The organism is Gordonia sp. DT101 (assembly GCF_049844895.1).
Classification (GTDB): domain Bacteria; phylum Actinomycetota; class Actinomycetes; order Mycobacteriales; family Mycobacteriaceae; genus Gordonia.
In genome coordinates this window covers 124,047-138,396 of record NZ_JBNCLX010000005.1, presented here as the reverse complement: position 1 = coordinate 138,396, position 14,350 = coordinate 124,047, and the positions used below count along the sequence as shown (strand labels likewise).

Annotated in this window: 13 protein-coding genes; 8 read left to right on the top strand and 5 right to left on the bottom strand. The window is 66.6% G+C overall.

Annotated elements, in window-relative coordinates; translation table 11 throughout:
- Positions 1-6 precede the first annotated feature (6 nt).
- Positions 7-414 (top strand): MerR family transcriptional regulator, encoded by a 408-nt coding sequence (locus ACLQ3I_RS18185; RefSeq protein WP_425794154.1) that lies wholly within the window; start codon positions 7-9, stop codon positions 412-414.
- Positions 415-560: 146 nt separating this feature from the next.
- On the top strand, positions 561-1,865 hold the full coding sequence (locus ACLQ3I_RS18180; protein ID WP_425794153.1) for an ion channel protein: 1,305 nt from the start codon (positions 561-563) through the stop codon (positions 1,863-1,865).
- 3 nt (positions 1,866-1,868) lie between these two features.
- Here ACLQ3I_RS18180 and ACLQ3I_RS18175 read toward each other — a convergent pair whose 3' ends face one another.
- Entirely contained in the window at positions 1,869-3,296 is a 1,428-nt protein-coding gene (locus ACLQ3I_RS18175; protein WP_425803718.1) for an MFS transporter, read from the bottom strand.
- Positions 3,293-3,754, bottom strand: a complete 462-nt coding sequence (locus ACLQ3I_RS18170; RefSeq protein ID WP_425794151.1) for a MarR family winged helix-turn-helix transcriptional regulator — start codon at positions 3,752-3,754, stop codon at positions 3,293-3,295. Before ACLQ3I_RS18170 ends, ACLQ3I_RS18175 begins: the two co-directional genes overlap by 4 nt.
- A 61-nt stretch (positions 3,755-3,815) precedes the next feature.
- On the opposite strand from ACLQ3I_RS18170, the gene ACLQ3I_RS18165 reads away from it, so the two are divergent.
- A complete protein-coding gene (locus tag ACLQ3I_RS18165; protein ID WP_425803715.1) occupies positions 3,816-4,385 on the top strand; it encodes a cysteine hydrolase family protein in 570 nt (189 codons plus the stop codon).
- A 15-nt stretch (positions 4,386-4,400) separates the two neighbouring features.
- Here ACLQ3I_RS18165 and ACLQ3I_RS18160 read toward each other — a convergent pair whose 3' ends face one another.
- Positions 4,401-5,777, bottom strand: a complete 1,377-nt coding sequence (locus ACLQ3I_RS18160) for an NAD-dependent succinate-semialdehyde dehydrogenase (protein WP_425803713.1) — start codon at positions 5,775-5,777, stop codon at positions 4,401-4,403.
- 119 nt (positions 5,778-5,896) lie between these two features.
- On the opposite strand from ACLQ3I_RS18160, the gene ilvD reads away from it, so the two are divergent.
- Genes ilvD through ACLQ3I_RS18145 form a run of 3 tightly spaced genes read left to right on the top strand, consistent with a single transcriptional unit; the run spans position 5,897 to position 11,433 of the window.
- On the top strand, positions 5,897-7,618 hold the full coding sequence (gene ilvD / locus ACLQ3I_RS18155; protein WP_425803711.1) for a dihydroxy-acid dehydratase: 1,722 nt from the start codon (positions 5,897-5,899) through the stop codon (positions 7,616-7,618).
- Between the two features lie 22 nt (positions 7,619-7,640).
- Positions 7,641-10,856 (top strand): carboxyl transferase domain-containing protein, encoded by a 3,216-nt coding sequence (locus ACLQ3I_RS18150; RefSeq protein WP_425803709.1) that lies wholly within the window; start codon positions 7,641-7,643, stop codon positions 10,854-10,856.
- Positions 10,857-10,881: 25 nt separating this feature from the next.
- Positions 10,882-11,433: a DUF4334 domain-containing protein gene (locus ACLQ3I_RS18145; RefSeq protein ID WP_425794145.1), complete on the top strand. Its 552-nt coding sequence runs from the start codon at positions 10,882-10,884 to the stop codon at positions 11,431-11,433.
- Between the two features lie 32 nt (positions 11,434-11,465).
- Here the strand turns inward: ACLQ3I_RS18145 and ACLQ3I_RS18140 are convergent, their stop codons facing one another.
- A complete protein-coding gene (locus ACLQ3I_RS18140; RefSeq protein WP_425794143.1) occupies positions 11,466-11,903 on the bottom strand; it encodes a VOC family protein in 438 nt (145 codons plus the stop codon).
- A gap of 109 nt (positions 11,904-12,012) precedes the next feature.
- Between ACLQ3I_RS18140 and ACLQ3I_RS18135 the strand changes: the two genes are divergently transcribed.
- Positions 12,013-12,600, top strand: a complete 588-nt coding sequence (locus ACLQ3I_RS18135; protein ID WP_425794142.1) for an FKBP-type peptidyl-prolyl cis-trans isomerase — start codon at positions 12,013-12,015, stop codon at positions 12,598-12,600.
- Between the two features lie 28 nt (positions 12,601-12,628).
- Here ACLQ3I_RS18135 and ACLQ3I_RS18130 read toward each other — a convergent pair whose 3' ends face one another.
- The gene (locus ACLQ3I_RS18130; RefSeq protein ID WP_425803707.1) at positions 12,629-13,513 is read right to left on the bottom strand and encodes a hypothetical protein; all 885 of its coding nucleotides are present in this window, start codon (positions 13,511-13,513) and stop codon (positions 12,629-12,631) included.
- Between the two features lie 143 nt (positions 13,514-13,656).
- On the opposite strand from ACLQ3I_RS18130, the gene ACLQ3I_RS18125 reads away from it, so the two are divergent.
- Positions 13,657-14,277, top strand: a complete 621-nt coding sequence (locus ACLQ3I_RS18125) for a LysE family transporter (protein WP_425794140.1) — start codon at positions 13,657-13,659, stop codon at positions 14,275-14,277.
- Positions 14,278-14,350: the final 73 nt, after the last annotated feature.

Here is a 14,350-nt window from a genome sequence, read left to right as displayed (position 1 = left end):
CGTCACGTGAGCACTCCCGCAGACAGCGATCACGGACATCTACAGATCGGCGAGGTCGCGACCGAAACCGAGCTGTCGATCAAGACCATTCGCCATTACGACGATGTCGGTCTTGTCGTCCCCTCGGCCCGATCGGCCGGCGGGTTCAGGCTCTACACCCGCAGCGACATCGACCGCCTGCTGGTGATCCGACGCATGAAGCCCCTCGGTTTCACCCTCGACGACATGCGGCAGCTGCTCGACGCCCAGGACGCGCTCGCCCGATCGGACGGTGCGACGGGCGCGACCGCCGCGGCCGCCACACTCGCCGAGTTCCACGAACGCGCCGAGCAGGCCTGTGCCAAACTGGCCCGCCAACTCGACTACGCACGCGAACTCACCGCACAACTCGCGGATCACGCCGACCGGCAATAGTGCGCCGACGGCACCGGCGATGGGAATGTGCCGCTGCCACCCGGCTTCCGACACGCGATCGGGTCATCTGAATCTCCGGGTCAGGCGACCGGCTGATGAGAGAATGAGCCCGTCCGATGCGTCGAGGGAGGTGAGGAGCCGTCACGATGAGCCCCGAAGACAGCAATCCCCAACCGCCGGAGGACTTCCGCGTCCCGGTAGGTCGGCTGATCGCCATGACTCCCGTCGGAATGGTGGTGGGCGCGGTCTGCGCCCTGCTGCTCTGGGGCATATCGGCGCTGGCCGAGTTGATCGAGCATCTGGTCTGGGATGATCTGACCGACGCACTCGGGATCTCTTCGGACACCTGGTGGTGGATCCTGGCTGTCCTCACCGCGACCGGCCTGCTCGTTGGGCTCGTCGTCCGGTATGTGCCGGGACACGCCGGGGACGATCCGGCCACCACGGAATTGGTGGCCGCGCCACTCGCGCCCAAGGTGGTTCCCGGGCTCGCGGTGGCCGCGATCCTCGGCCTGGCCGGTGGCATCAGCCTGGGACCCGAGAATCCGATCATGGCGATCAATGCGGCGCTGGTGGTGGCCATCGGCGCCCGATTCGTTCCCAAGGTGACCACACACGACTGGGTGGGGTTGTCGACGTCGGCCACCGTCGGTGCACTTTTCGGGACACCCGTCGCGGCCGCCCTCATGCTGTCCGAGGCGAACGAGGGCGACCAGCGCGTGCCCCTCTGGAACCGCCTCTACATACCGCTGGTCGCCGCGGCGACGGGCTCGTTCATCATCACTCACTTCACCGACCTCGACATGTCGCTCGGTCTGCCCGCCGACGACTTCGGCAGCGTGGCGGAGGTGTTTGTCGCGATCGGCGTCGCGATGGTTGCCGCTGCGATCGGGGTCGTCGCCTCACGTGTGTTCGACCCCTTGCACAAACTGCTTCACCGGATCGGAAATCCGGTCGTCCTGCTCACGGGAGCGGGCCTCTTGTTGGGACTGCTCGGTGCGGCCGGTGGCACCATCACGTTGTTCAAAGGCCTCGAGCAGATGAAGGAACTGCCCGATCGCATGGCGACGACGACCGCACTCGGGTTTCTCGCGTTGGCCGGCATCAAGCTGGTCGCGCTGCTCATCGCCAGCGCGGCGGGCTTCCGCGGTGGACGGATCTTCCCGGCCGTCTTCGTCGGCGCCGCATTCGGTTTCGCAATCCACGCCTTGTGGCCGGACCTTCCGGTGACGGTGACCGTGGCCGCTGCCACCGCCGGAATCGTGGTGGCCGCCACGCGCAACGGATGGATGAGCCTGTTCCTGGCGCTGGCCGTGGTTCCGCAGTTGGATCTGCTCATCCCGATGCTCTTCGCCACGCTCGCGGCATGGCTGGTCGTCGTGAACCGCGCCGAACTCCGTGCCACCCCGATCATGTCCCGGCCGATCGACGCATCAACCCCATCGACCTGACGACTACGACCGGCTCGACGACACGGTCGCTCGCCGCCCCTCGCCTGCTGCTCGGTCGACCCTGATCAGCGATCGGTCGAGCAGCGTGACGAGCACCAGCAACACCGCGGCGATCAACATGAACACGGCCAGTTCGTGGAGGCCGCCATCGGTCGCCTGCTCGCCGAACAAGGCACCGCTCGCACTCGATGCGAGCATCGCGCCGAGATACATGAACGTACGAAGGAGACCGGACGAGGCGCCCATTCGCTCCGGATCTGCCTGGTGATAGAGAGTGTTCTGGATCGCCAGATTGACCAATCCTTGTGGAACACCGACGATCACGGCGATCACGATCAGGAACCAGACCGCCGAGGTCTGGTGCACCAACAGCATCAGCACACAGGCCACCACCATGGCCGACGCACCGACGAGCAGCTTCCCACGGATCTGCGGTCGTCGGCCGGTCACCACCGCCACCACGATGCCGGTTGCGAAGGCGGGCATCAGGACGAGTCCGGCCTGCGAAGCCGACAACCCACGTCCGCCTTCGAGCCATTGCGTGAATCCGTAGAGGAACGCGTACGTCACCGTCGCCCCGAGGACCGAACGGAGGTAGGTGACGACCAACGGCACATTCCCACCGAGTACGCGCACGTCGATGAACGGGTCGCGGGCGCGCAGTTCACGAATCGCGAAGCCACCCGCGGCGACGAGAGCAACCGCGATCAGCCACACACGATCAATGCGGAAATCCATCAGCAGGACGAGGATCGAGATCATCATCCCGGAGAAGAGAACCACCCCGACCACATCGAACCTGGCGTCGGGGCCGGAACGCGCCGCCAAGGGAGTGCGACGCGGGAGGACCAGCAGTCCGAGGATCAGGCACGCCACCGACAATGGGATGTTGATGGCGAAAACCGCTCGCCATCCGCCGATTCCGATGAGGAGCCCACCGAGCGTCGGGCCCACCACGGCGATGGTCTGGGTGGTCACCGACAGCGCCGTCAATACGCCTGCCGGACTGGAGACGCCGGTTCTCCTCTCCTCGCTGCGGATCAGGTACATCGACGCCGGATAAGCCGCGCACGTGCCGAATCCCAGTACGACCCGAGCGGCGATGAGCATCCAGAGGCCGGGGGCGAACGTGCCCAACAGGCCCGCGATCCCGGTGAGCACCGCACCGATCAGATACAGCGGCCGGGGCCCGAAGATGTCGACCAGTCGACCGAACAGCGGCTGGCCGATGGACGTCGCGAGATACAACGCCGAAACCAGCCAGGCGGTCTCGGACGCCGGCGCACCGAAGGCCACCGCGATGGGCACCAGCGCGACCGCGATGATCGAGGAATTGATCGGATTGAGGATGGATCCGAGCATCATCGGCGCCAGAAGACGTCGATCGAACCGTTCGGAGCGGACGTTCGGGACGGTGGTGGGCGCGGTCATCGGCGGGACAGCTTCTCGAGGATCCCGGCGGCCCGGTGGAGATCCCCGAGCTCCGTTTCCGTGAGCGTCTCCTCGAGCGTGCGTGCGAGCCATTCATGCCGGGCATCGCGGTTCCCCGTCTCGGCGTCGCGGCCCGCATCGGTCAGGACCACGAGCTGGCGGCGACGATCGGTGGGATCCTGCGTCCGGCTGACGAGGCCGATGTCTTCGAGCGCCGAGATCGTCGCGGCCATCGATTGCGGTCGGACCCCTTCCAGCGCGGCGAGGGCGGACGCCGATGAGGCCTCCCCTTTACCGACCCTCGCCAGGACAGACGCCTGTGCTGCAGACAGTTCCTGGCCGTCGGAGACCTCGCGGAGGCGACGGATGAGGCGGCCGATCGCCACTCTGGTGTCGAGCGCGACCTGGAGTGCCGACGGGGCGGCCCGCGAGACCGCAGTGGGCGTGTTTTCGGACATAATCGACAGTCTAGACTGAGCAGTTTGAATTTAACAGTCCGGACTGTCTATTGTTTGCCGTATGACTCACTCACGATCGGTCCTGCTCGCGATGGATTTCCAGAACGGAATCGTCGATCGCCTCAGCTCACCCGGCGTTCTCGCACCCGCGGGCCGCGCCGTCGCGGCAGCGCGCACCGCCGACGTCCCCGTGTTCTTCGTCCGGGTGGCGTTCCGCACCGGATACCCGGAGATCGCGGAGACCAACCAGAGTTTCGCCGCCGCCAAGCAGCACGCCGGCGACACGATGATCGAGACCGGGCTCGGCACCCAGATCCACGAATCACTCGCACCGGGGGCCGGCGAACCGATCATCACCAAACGTCGGATCAGTGCATTCACCGGCAGCGACCTCGACGTCCTCCTCCGCGGCGCGGGCGCCGACACGCTGGTGCTGAGCGGCATCTCCACCAGTGGAGTCGTCCTGTCGACCCTGCGACAGGCCGCCGACCTCGACTACCGCATCATCGTTCTCGAGGACGCGTGCGCGGACACCAATGCCACCGTGCACCGCGTGCTGATGGACGAGGTGTTCCCGCGCCAGGCGACGGTGACCGATACCGACAGCTGGATCAGCTCGCTGTCGGCGTGATGCGCCTCGGGTGGATCAGTGCGTCGCGGTGCGACGGAGTTTGGTGTTGACGAACTCACCCATCCCCCATCGGCCCAGCTCGCGTCCATAGCCGGAGCGTTTCACGCCTCCGAATGGCAGGCCGGGCAACGTCGTACCGTGTTCGTTGATGTACGCCATCCCGACATCGAGGCGGTCTGCGACCTCTCCGGCCCTGGCGATGTCGGTACTCCAGACCGATCCGCTGAGACCGAAGGCGACGTCATTCGCCAGTGCCACGGCATCGTCGGCGGACTGCACCCGGTAGACCATGGCGACCGGACCGAAGATCTCCTCGGCATAGGCCTCCATCTTCGGCGTGACACCCGTGAGCACGGCGGGTCGCATGAACGCGCCGTCGCTGTCCACCGGTGTACCGCCGGTGTGCAGCGTCGCGCCCTGGTTCACCGCCGTCGTGACCTGCTCGACGACCGTGTCGCGCGCGGACACCGACGACAATGGTCCGACGTCGGTGTCCGGGTCGGTCGGATCCCCCACCACGGCCTGGTCGAACTCTCCCACCAGCCCATCGACGAAGTCGTCGAAGAGATCGTCCACGACGATGAAGCGTTTCGGGGAGTTACACGCCTGACCGGCATTTGAGAGACGGGCGCGCGCGGCGATCCGCGCCGTTCGAGCCATGTCGTCGGTGTCCAGCAGGACGAACGGATCCGAGCCGCCGAGTTCGAGGACGGACTTCTTCAGATTCTTGGCGGCCACCTCGGCCACCGACGCGCCGGCAGCCTCGCTGCCCGTGAGGGAGACCCCGCGAATGGCCGGATGCCTGAGGAGTTCGGCGACCTGATCGGCGCTCGCGTACGCGTTGATGTACACGTCCCGGGGCACCGATGCGTCATGCAACACATCGGCCATGAGCGCGGCCGAGGCAGCGCAGATGGATGCATGTTTGAGGATGATCGTGTTGCCCACCAACAGGTTCGGCGCGACGAACCGAGCCACCTGATAGTACGGGTAGTTCCACGGCATCACGCCGACGAGGGGGCCGATCGGCAAGGTCTGGACGAGCGATTCCGCCGCGCCCTGGGGATCGAGCGTCTCGGTCGCGAGCAGTTCGGGGCCGTGTTCGGCGTACCAGCGGTAGATGTCCGCCGCGAGCTGCACCTCCCCGGCCGCCTGCTTGGTCGGCTTGCCCATTTCCGTGGTGATGGCCTGCGCCAGTTCTGTCGAGCGTTTCTCGTACAGGTCGGCGGTTCTGGCGAGCGCTTCGGCACGTTCGGCCACCGATGCGTACCGCCAGGTCTCGAATCCGTTCGCGGATCGCTCGGCGATGTCGTTGATCTGGTCGTCCGGCAGGCCTGGGTATTCGTGCTCAGTCCTACCGGTCGTCGGGTTGGTCGTCACATAAGCACTCATGACCCGATGCTACGGGCTCCCTGCACGGCCATGGGGCGCCTTGTCGGTCTCATGCGAATCAGGGCGCTCGGACCCGCAACTGTCATCACGACGCCGCCGACGCATCTATCGTGACGGATATGGCCAATCGAACACCGGACTCTCCAGCCACCGACGTCGACATCAAGCCCAGGAGTCGAGACGTCACCGATGGTCTCGAGAAGACGGCAGCACGCGGCATGCTGCGCGCTGTCGGCATGGGCGACGACGACTGGGTGAAACCACAGATCGGCGTCGGCTCGTCGTGGAACGAGATAACCCCCTGCAACCTCTCGTTGGACCGCCTCGCGAAAGCCGTCAAGGAGGGTATCCACTCCGCAGGCGGATATCCCCTGGAGTTCGGCACCATCTCGGTGTCCGACGGCATCTCGATGGGGCACGAGGGCATGCATTTCTCGCTGGTCTCTCGTGAGGTGATCGCCGACAGCGTCGAGACCGTGATGAGCGCCGAACGCCTCGACGGCTCAGTGCTTCTCGCCGGTTGCGACAAGTCGCTCCCCGGAATGCTGATGGCGGCCGCCCGTCTCGACCTCGCCAATGTCTTCCTCTATGCCGGCTCCACCCTGCCGGGGTACGCGACCCTCTCGGACGGTTCGGAACGACAAGTGACGATCATCGATGCCTTCGAGGCGGTCGGAGCCTGCTCACGCGGATTGATGAGTCGTGAGGACGTCGACACCATCGAACGCGCGATCTGTCCCGGCGAAGGTGCGTGCGGCGGGATGTACACCGCCAACACGATGGCCAGCGCCGCGGAGGCGATCGGCATGTCGTTGCCGGGCAGTGCGGCGCCACCCGCACCTGACCGGAGGCGCGACCGGTATGCGCGCGAGAGCGGCGAGGCTGTGGTCGAACTCCTGCGGCGCGGCATCACCGCACGCGACATCATGACCCGGGAGGCATTCGAGAACGCGATCGCCGTCGTGATGGCCTTCGGTGGCTCCACCAACGCCGTCCTGCATCTCCTCGCGATCGCGAACGAGGCGGAGGTCGAGCTGTCGCTCGACGATTTCTCCCGGATCGGTTCGCGGGTACCGCATCTCGCCGACGTCAAGCCGTTCGGCAAGCACGTGATGACCGACGTCGACCGGATCGGCGGTGTCCCGGTCGTCATGAAGGCTCTGCTCGATGCCGGGCTGATGCACGGCGATTGCCTCACGGTCACCGGAAAGACGGTGGCCGAGAACCTGGCCGACATCGCACCACCCGATCCCGACGGTCTCGTCCTGAGAGCCACGACGAGACCGATCCACCCGACCGGGGGGATCACGATCCTGAAGGGCTCGCTCGCGCCTCAGGGTGCCGTCGTGAAGTCGGCCGGCTTTGATTCCGACGTCTTCGAAGGCGTTGCGCGAGTCTTCGACCGCGAGCGTGCCGCGATGGATGCCCTAGAAGACGGCACCATCATCGCCGGGGACGTCGTGGTGATCCGCTACGAGGGCCCCAAGGGCGGCCCCGGTATGCGCGAGATGCTGGCGATCACAGGTGCGATCAAGGGTGCCGGGCTGGGCAAGGACGTGCTCCTGATGACCGACGGCCGATTCTCCGGCGGGACCACCGGACTGTGTGTCGGGCACGTGGCTCCGGAGGCCGTCGACGGCGGCCCCATCGCACTCGTCGAGGACGGCGACCGGATACGCCTCGATGTCGGAACCGGAACTCTCGACCTGCTTGTCGACGAGCACGAACTCGACAAGCGCGCACAGGGATTCGCTCCCCTGCCACCGCGCTACACGCGTGGTGTCCTCGCGAAGTACGCGAAACTCGTCACTTCGGCGTCCGAGGGAGCGGTGTGCAGATAGGTCCTCTGGGAAAGGCGCCTCGATGAAACTGCTGGTCGCCAATCGCGGTGAGATCGCCGTCCGGATCCTGGCAACCGCGGCCTCCATGGGCATCCCGACGGTGGCCATCCACCCCGACGACGACGCCACGTGCGCCCACGTCAACCGCGCCGACGAGGCCGTCACACTGACGGGCGCCGGCGCCACCAGTTATCTCGACATCGGTGCGGTCGTCGACGCTGCCCGCACCACGGGCTGCACGCTGCTCCATCCCGGTTACGGATTTCTCGCGGAGAACCCCGCCCTGGCCCGCGCTTGCGCCGATGCCGGCATCGCGTTCGTCGGTCCGGCACCCGAACATCTGGAACGGTTCGGGAACAAGTCGTCTGCGCGTGACCATGCGGCCCGGTGCGGTGTACCGACGATCACGGCCACAGACTCCCCAGCCGATCTCACTGCGGCGCAATCGCTCTGGGACCAACTAGGTGACGGGGCATCGGTGATGGTGAAAGCGGTGGCGGGCGGCGGCGGACGCGGGATGCGTCACGTATCCCATCGAGATGACCTCGACTCGGCTCTCGAGCGCTGCTCGTCCGAGGCCCGCGCGGCATTCGGGGACTCGTCGGTCTACGTCGAGGAAGTGCTCGACGATGCCCGTCACGTCGAGGTGCAGGTGCTCGGCGACGGCGCAGATGTCGTCGTCCTCGGCGATCGCGATTGTTCGGTCCAGCGCCGGCGTCAGAAGCTCGTGGAGATCGCTCCGGCGCCCGCTCTCGATGCCGTTGTACGGGAGGAACTCCACAACGCCGCGCAGAAGCTCATGTCGGGGTATCGCGGACTCGCGACGGTCGAATTCCTCGTCGGCCGCGAGACATTCGCGTTTCTCGAGGTGAACCCTCGAATCCAGGTGGAACACACTGTGACCGAGGAGACCACCGGCCTCGATCTGGTCGAGCTGGCGCTGCGCGTCGCGAGCGGCGTGACCCTCGCCGACCTGGGCCTCACCTCGTGTCCGCCACCACGAGGTGTCGCCATCGAGGCACGGGTCAACACCGAGACCGTCGGCGCCGACGGCGAGGTGACCTCCGGCACGGGTCGGCTACACCGATATCAACCGCCCAGCGGACGCAACATCCGGGTCGACACCCACGGGTACGTGGGCTACGAGATCGGTCCTCGCTATGATTCGCTGCTCGCCAAGGTGATCGTGCGGGGCGTCGACACCAAATCCGCCGCCCGCGACTGCACCCGCGCCCTGGCCGCCTTCGACATCTCCGGCGTTCCCGTCAACACCTCTCTGCTGCAAGCCATCCTGGCGCGACCAGAACTCGGCGACGGTGGCATCGACACGACGTTCGTCGATCGCCACCTCGCCGAACTCGCCACCGCCACTGGCCTGTCGCTCCTGCCCACCGGCACAGCCGTCGCCGAGCTCGAGCCCGAGGTCGGTCAACCGCGCACGGCGACACAGCCTCCCGCGGGAGCGCATATGGTCCCGAGCCCGTTCCGCGGCGTTGTGGTGTCGCTTCCGGCCGCCGTGGGAGATGTGGTCACCACCAGAACCGAGATCGTCGTGCTCGAATCGATGAAGATGGAGCACGTCGTGCACAGCCCGGTCGTCGGGAAGGTCACCGCACTCAGCGTCCGCGTGGGTGACGCCGTGGAGATGGACGAACCGGTCGCGTTCGTGGTGACCGCCGACATCGATGACCGGGCCGACGACGCCGACGCCGAGATCGAACTCGACAGCATTCGGCCCGATCTCGCCGACGTGCTCGCACGGCACCACAAGACCCGCGACGAAGGCCGCCCCGAAGCGGTCGACAAACGTCACGCGAAGGACCGGATCACCGTCCGCGAAGGACTCGGAGCCCTCCTGGACGAGAACAGCTTCGTCGAGTACGGCGCGCTGACGATCGCGGCCCAGCGCCGCCGGCGCAGCGTCGACGAACTGATCGACCGAACCCCGGCCGACGGACTGATCACCGGAACGGGCCGGGTCGGCGGCATGCCCGTCGCCGTGATGTCCTACGACTACACCGTGCTCGCCGGAACACAGGGTCTGCACAACCATCAGAAGACCGATCGTCTGTTGGAGCTCGCACACCGCCGCGGTCTGCCACTCGTGCTGTTCGCCGAGGGCGGCGGCGGTCGGCCCGGCGACACGGACACCTCGGCGGTTGCCCAGCTCGACGTCACCACCTTCCGGCTGATGGCCCAGCTCAACGGCAGGGTTCCGACCGTCGCGGTTGTCGCAGGATATTGCTTCGCCGGGAACGCCGCGCTGGCCGGGAGTTGCGACATCATCGTCGCCACCGAGGGATCGAGTCTGGGTATGGGCGGACCGGCGATGATCGAAGGTGGCGGGCTCGGCCGGGTCGCGCCGGGCGAGGTCGGCCCGATGGATGTGCAGTGGGCCAACGGTGTGGTCGACCGCCTGGTCGCCGACGACGCCGCGGCTCTCGCCGACACCCGGCGGTACCTCTCCTACTTCCATTCGCCGACGGAATCCGGTGACCCTGACGCCGAAGACCAGCGACGGCTGCGCCACCTCGTTCCCGAGAACCGGCTGCGCGCGTATCCGATCCGGCCGGTCCTCGAGACGCTGTGTGACACCGACACTGTCTTCGAGCTCCGCGCCGGGTTCGGCCACGGCATCGTGACGGCACTCGCCCGTCTCGACGGCGTCGCGGTCGGCATCATCGCCAACAATTCACAGCATCTCGGGGGTGCGCTCGACGGCGACGCCGCCGACAAGGCAGTACGCTTCCTCGAACTCTGCGAGGCACACCGATTGCCGATCGTGTCCCTTTGCGACACACCGGGTTTCATGGTCGGTCCGGAGGCCGAGAAGACCGCGACGGTTCGGCGCTTCAGCGCTATGTTCCGGGCCGGCGCCCGACTGACCGTTCCTCTCATCATGGTGGTCCTCCGCAAGGCCTACGGCCTCGGGGCCATGGCGATGGCGGGCGGTGACCTCCATGCTCCGGTGGCGACGCTCTCGTGGCCGACCGGTGAGTTCGGCGGCATGGGCCTCGAAGGTGCCGTTCGTCTCGGCTACCGGGATCAACTGGAGGCCATCGACGATTCCGCCGAACGGCAGGCTCGCTATGAGGAACTCGTCGCGATGCACTACGAACACGGCAAGGCCCTCAATGTGGCAAGCGTGTTCGAGATAGATTCGGTGATCGACCCCGCGGAGACCCGGACGACGATCGCCCGCTGTCTGTCCGCCCACGGCCCGACCCGGGCAGACTGAGAATCCGGTCGTCTATCATCGCCGCATGCGCCTCGAGGACCTCATGACGACCGTGCCGACCACGACATCGGCGGCCCTGGAGTTGTTCGATTCCTCGGAACCGGTGGAGACCCACGCAATGCTCGGCACCTGGCGAGGTGCCGAACTGCCCACCGGCCACCCGATGGACGGCTTACTCGCCGCAAGCGGTTGGTGGGGAAAGCAATTCATCGACGCCGAGACGGTGCACCCATTGCTGTTCCCCGCGCGTGACGGATCGTCACTCTGGCCGATGAATCCGGTTCACGCCTTTCGCGGCGTTGGCCTGGCTCGTTTTCCGGTGGTGAAACGACTGTCGTTCGCGACTCCGATCGCCGTGCTGAGACCGATCGTCCGGGCCCGGAGTGCCAAGGCACGCCTGCGAACCACCGGGTATCGAGGGACCGAAACGGCCACGATGATGTACGACCAGCTACCGATCAACGATGTGTTCCGCCGGCTGTCCGACCGGTCGGTCCTCGGAGCGATGGACATGAAAGGCTCGGCGCAGCCGTATTTCTTCGTCCTGTGCCGTGACGACTCGCTGCCCGTTCGTTAGACGACCAGCAGGTCGACGCCCTTCGAACCGGGTCAGTCCAGACAGAACTCGTTTCCTTCGGGATCTGTCATCACGATGTGCCCGCCCTCGAGCGGCGGCGCGGGCTCATGGCGTGCCAGGCGACTCGCGCCGAGTCCGACCGTCCTCGTGCATTCCACTTCGAGGGCTGCCATCCGCTCGTCGCCGGTGAGCCCGGGAGCCGAGCGGACGTCGAGATGCAGGCGATTCTTTGCCGACTTGCCCTCGGGCACCCGTTGAAAGAACACCCGCGGGCCCACTCCGGCCGGATCGATCAGCGCCGAGGCGTCGTTTCTGTTCTCCGGGGGTATGCCCATCGCTTCGAGTGCGGCCTCCCAGCTGTCGAAACCTGGTGGCGGGTCCTGTATCCGATAGCCGAGAACCTCCGCCCAGAATCCGGCGAGTGCCGCCGGGTCGCCACAGTCGAAGGTCACCTGGAACTCGCGTGCCATCACTGTCTCCTCTCGATCGTGAGCTGCCGATACCGGTCACCCTGCCAGGTGATGCGGACAGGTTCGGTCCGTTACCTCGAATTGAACCCCTTTCGGTAGCGTTACCCGCATGAACATCCGTCGCGGCGCCCTCTTGTCGGTCACAGCTCTCGCATTGACGCTGACCGCCTGCAACTCGGGCACCGAGCCCACCACCGATTCCACCGACAGCGCGCCGACCAGCGCAGCCGCTGCCACGACGTGCCCCTCCGACGCCCCTCAGGGTTCGGTCGACCCCGAATGGACACTCCAGGGATCCACCGGCAGCGTCGAGGTGGTCGGGTCCACCGACACGGCCGCCCCGCGGATCGATGTCCAGACACCCTTCGCGGTCACCCAGACACAGGTCCACACCTTGACCGCCGGTGACGGCCCGGTTGTTCCCGACACGGCGTCGGTGTCCGTCTGCTACATGGGCGTCGACGGTCGAGACGGGAAGGTCTTCGACAACAGCTACGAACGCGGCACGCCCGCCGACTTCCCACTCGACGGAGTCGTGCCCGGTTTCAAGAAGGCGATCGCCGGCCAGAAGGTCGGTTCGACGGTGGCGGTTGCCATGGCGCCCGCCGACGGATACCCAGAAGGCATGCCGGATGCGGGGATCCAGAAGGGCGACACGTTGGTGTTCGCGATCAAGATCCTGTCCGCTCAGGGATGATGTCGAACGAGCGGAACCCTCGCGCCTCTCACCGCCCCTCGAGACCGGCGAGGAGCCGTCGAACGTGGTCGACCCGTGTCTGCAACTCGCTCAAAGCCTGTGCGGCACTCTGACCCTCATCGTCGGCGACCTTCAGCTGCCGCCGGGCGAAGCGTAATTCGGCGTCGCAGTGGGCGAGTTCCGCGCGCATTCGTTCGGCCTGTGCGGCCAGCTCATCCGCCCGCTGCGCCGCCTCGGCGCGCTGATCCGCCCGCTGCGCCACGTCCTCACGTGCACGATGTTCGTCCTCCTCCGCGGATCTCAGTGCCGCCGTGGCGGCCGCGATTCGCTCGTCGAGGTCGTCAGATGTCTCGGCCTCGGCGACCGGATCGTCATCGGGATGATCGTCGGTGTCCTGGTCGTGTTCGTCGGCCACCGGCTCCGGCACCGCGAACACCCCGGCCGGCCCGAAACCGCTGTACTCAGCCGCGGTGACGAGCCGCCCACGCTGCAGCGCCGCACCCACCTCGGGATCGGCGAGCGCGGCCCGCAGCGACTGTCCGACCTCGCGAATCGCGTTGTCGGATAGTGCCGCATCCATTTCCCGCGCTCGCTCGGCCACCGCCACAACCGTTTCGGCGATCAGCCGTTGGCGCCGGGTGGACAGGCCCCGCAGGCGTTCCGCCGCCGCACGCCGTTGGGCGGCCGCGAGTTCCGCGGCCAGATCAAGGATGGCGCCGACCCCGTCGGGGTCGTGTCTCGCCCACTGGTTCACCGCCCACGCAACCCGGGTGGGGCGCCGAAGGGCGGAGACCTCGGCAGCGAGGCTCGCGTGGCCCTCGCTCTTCGCCTCCTTCGACAGCACTTTCCGGCGCGGCACGAACTCGGCCGGCGGGAGGCCGTAGAGTTCGTCGATGATCTCGTCGAGGTTCATCAGTGACTCACGCTGTTGAGTAGAGCAGTCTGGCCATGTCAGGCCTCCTCACTGACCGCAGCGGTCGTCGCCATCTTCCCATCGTCGCCGGTCTGGAGACCCCGCGCCCAGGTTTCCCGTGGCCACCCCACTACCCTCGGGCGGTGCAGATCTCGACCTGGCTTGCGCTCCTGACGGCGTGCCTGCTCATCAGCTTCACACCCGGTGCCGGTGCGATCAACACGATGAGCAATTCACTCAACGTCGGGTTCCGCAGGGCGATCTGGGGCGTGCTGGGCCAACAGGCGGCACTCGTCATCCAACTTCTCGTGGTCGCAGCCGGACTCGGGGTGGTCGTCTCGCAATCACCAGCAACCTTCGCGGTGATCCGCTACGCCGGCGCCGCCTATCTCGTCTACCTCGGCTTTCGCCAGTTCCTCCGACGCCAGGACCCGGCATCCCAACCGGCCCTGACATCGGTTCAGGAATCGAGATGGTCGATGTTCCTGCGTGGCCTGTGGGTCAACTTGCTCAACCCCAAGGCGATCGTCTTCCTGCTGGCTTTCATCCCAGGGTTCGTGCACACAGATCAGTCGCTGGTTCGGCAGTATACGGTCATCGCAGCGACGATCGTCGTCGTCGACATCGTTGTGATGTGGCTGTTCTTCGCGCTGATCGCCCGCGGCTTCCGTAGGGTGACCACCGGCGAGCGCGGACAGCGGAACCTCAACCGCACATTCGGGTTGTTGTTCATCGGCGTCGGCGTGCTGCTCGCGACCGCCTGACCCCCGATCGGTGGGAGATCGACCGGTGCAAAGCCATCGGCGGGCCGACGATTGACACGATGCGGACCTCCGA